3 protein-coding genes are annotated in these 2,953 nt (G+C 50.5%); 2 read left to right on the top strand and 1 reads right to left on the bottom strand.

Features of this window, described 5'->3' with window-relative positions:
• Positions 1 to 144: 144 nt before the first annotated feature.
• Positions 145 to 1,578, bottom strand: coding sequence for an aldehyde dehydrogenase family protein (locus V9K95_RS23635; protein WP_115055868.1), 1,434 nt, complete (start codon positions 1,576 to 1,578; stop codon positions 145 to 147).
• 202 nt (positions 1,579 to 1,780) lie between these two features.
• Between V9K95_RS23635 and V9K95_RS23630 the strand changes: the two genes are divergently transcribed.
• Positions 1,781 to 2,548, top strand: a complete 768-nt coding sequence (locus V9K95_RS23630; protein ID WP_336442418.1) for an SDR family oxidoreductase — start codon at positions 1,781 to 1,783, stop codon at positions 2,546 to 2,548.
• The coding region (locus V9K95_RS23625; protein WP_336442417.1) for a gluconokinase at positions 2,545 to 2,953 on the top strand (409 nt) is incomplete at its 3' end. The genes V9K95_RS23630 and V9K95_RS23625, both read left to right, overlap by 4 nt.

The raw sequence follows: 2,953 nt of genomic DNA, 5'->3' as shown, positions 1-2,953 counted from the left end.
CTTTCTCAAAAAAATCCCCAAAATCTAACTTTTATAAAACAAATCCCAATCCCTGGGGATAACTCAACAAAATGTAGGGCAAAAAACAAGGGGCGCTGCCTGCGCAACGCCCCTTTAACATTCACATAGATCCTGCGACGAGGATCAGGCCAGCGTATAGGCGGTTTTCACCGTCGTATAAAACTCGGCAGCGTATTTGCCCTGCTCACGAGGGCCATAACTTGATCCCTTACGTCCGCCGAAAGGCACATGGAAATCAACACCGGCAGTGGGCAGGTTAACCATGACCATCCCAGCTTCCGCATTGCGTTTGAAATGAGTCGCATGCTTCAGGCTCGTCGTCGCAATGCCCGATGAGAGGCCAAAAGGCGTATCATTTGCTGTATGCAGCGCCTCTTCATAATCCTTGACGCGGATGACACTGGCGACAGGACCAAATATTTCTTCGCGAGAAATACGCATTTGATTCGTCGCTTCCGTAAACAAAGCGGGCTGCAGATAGAAGCCGGGATTATCCCGTGTCAGCCGTTCGCCGCCAAAAGCGAGCTTTGCACCCTCTTTTTGACCGATAGCAATATAATCTTCATCCTGCTTGAGCTGGCTCGCATCGACAACGGGGCCAATATGCGTCCCCGCCTTCAAAGCATCATCAACTATGATGGTTTTCAGTTTTTCCGAAACAGCAGCAACGAATCGATCATGGATGCCCTCGGTGACAATGATTCGAGAAGACGCTGTGCAACGCTGACCGGTTGAGAAAAACGCACTATTTACAGCGGCGTCGACCGCGACGTTAAGCTCGGCATCATCCAGAACAACAAATGGATTTTTACCGCCCATCTCCAACTGGAATTTGCGCATATGCTCAATTGATGCTGCAGCGACGCGTTTTCCCGTACCGACAGATCCGGTGAAAGTGATCGCATTGACATCGGCGCTGTCGAGAATTGTCTGCCCTACAACTGAACCCTTGCCCATGACAAGATTAAGCACACCCTTTGGTAGACCCGAACGATGGAGGATATCAACAATTGCCCAAGAGCAGCCCGGTACGAGATCCGCTGGCTTAAACACAACAGTATTTCCATAAGCCAAAGCAGGTGCAATCTTCCAGGCAGGAATCGCAATGGGGAAATTCCACGGGGTGATGATGCCGACAACGCCAACCGGTTCTCTCGTAATTTCAACACCGATATTCGGACGAGCACTTGGCAAAACTTCGCCTGCAAGCCGCAACACTTCTCCGGCAAAGAAGTCGAAGATTTGCGCTGCACGCAAAGTTTCACCAATCCCTTCGGCCAGTGTCTTGCCTTCTTCCCGAGAGAGCAATCGGCCAAGTTCATCCTTGCGGGCAGTGATCTCATCTGCAGTTTTGCGCAAGATTGCATGACGTTCGAGAATTCCAGAACGCGCCCAAGCAGGAAAGGCCGCTTTTGCAGCAGCAATGGCCCGTAACGTGTCCTCAGCCGTCGCTCTCGCATATTCCCCAACCACATCATTGGTGTTGGAAGGATTGATATTGGCAATGGCGTCGCCACCGGCCCATTCGCCGTCGATCAGATTTTGGTGCAATGTCATGATTGTGTTCTTTCATTCTGTTCAGTTGAATCAATACCATAGGAGACAGGCGTTTCAACGGTTAATCCAGAACATTTGGCTTTTCGGCCATATGGAGCTTGATTGGCCGGGTAGAATGCTGCGTAAAGGACTGCTAGTTAAGCTTATCGAGCACCCCGGAATATTCGTCCGCTCACAAGAAGCGAATAAGAGGAACGTCCACATGCCCTACTCATTGTTTAATCTTGAGGGGCGCCTCGCGCTCGTTACTGGGTCCAGTCAAGGTATCGGCTTCGCTTTGGCAAAAGGTCTCGCATCATATGGTGCGACCGTCGTCCTCAACGGCCGCAACCGGGAAAAACTTGCAGCAGCCGTCACCGAACTCAGTGCTGAGGGGTATAAGGCGCATACCTCGCATTTTGATGTAACCGATATTGGTGCGGTCAAGACGGGGATTGATAAGATCGAGGCCGAGATCGGTCCGATTGATATTCTCATCAATAATGCCGGTATGCAATTTCGTGCTCCCCTGGAGGATTTTCCGGATGATAAATGGCAGCAATTGCTGCAAACAAACATCTCGAGCGTTTTCTACGCAGGCCAGAGCGCTGCTCAACACATGATCAAGCGAGGCCGCGGCAAGATTATCAATATTGCTTCGGTTCAGAGTGAACTGGCCCGGCCATCCATAGCGCCATACACAGCAACGAAAGGCGCTGTTCGTAATTTGACGCGAGGCATGTGCACGGATTGGGCGAAATATGGTCTGCAAATCAACGCTATCGCACCCGGCTACTTCAAAACCCCATTGAATCAAGCATTGATCGATGATCCAGAGTTCTCCACTTGGCTGGAGAAACGGACCCCGGCAGGACGATGGGGAAATGTTGAAGAATTGGTTGGCGCTGCAATATTCTTGGCAAGTGATGCCTCGTCCTTTGTTAATGGGCAAGTCATCCATATCGATGGCGGGATTACAGCTTCAATATGATACGCATTATAGTAATGGGCGTGAGCGGTTCGGGAAAAACCTCTGTAGGAGTTGCGATCGCCGAAGCCTTAAAGCTTCCTTTTTTGGAAGGCGATACGCTTCATCCCGAACATAACGTCGAAAAAATGTCTTCCGGCATTCCATTGACGGATGATGACCGCTGGCCGTGGCTCGACAAAATTGGCATTGAACTAGCCAAAGCTGAAAATGGGCTTGTAGTGTCGTGCTCAGCTTTGAAAAAAAGCTATCGCGAACGTTTGAGAGAGAAAGCTGGCGGACCGCTTGCATTCATTTTCCTGGATGGCGAAGTCGAGGTTCTACGATCGCACATGGGTAAGCGCACGGGTCATTTTATGCCGGTTTCGATGTTGGACAGTCAGCTTTCAACGTTGGAATCGCCTGTTG

Origin of the sequence: Phyllobacterium sp. CCNWLW183, from assembly GCF_037203775.1 — a bacterium.
Taxonomy (GTDB): Bacteria; Pseudomonadota; Alphaproteobacteria; order Rhizobiales; family Rhizobiaceae; genus Phyllobacterium; species Phyllobacterium ifriqiyense.
Note: the sequence above shows the minus strand (reverse complement) of the source record. Positions and strands in the feature narration are given on the sequence as shown.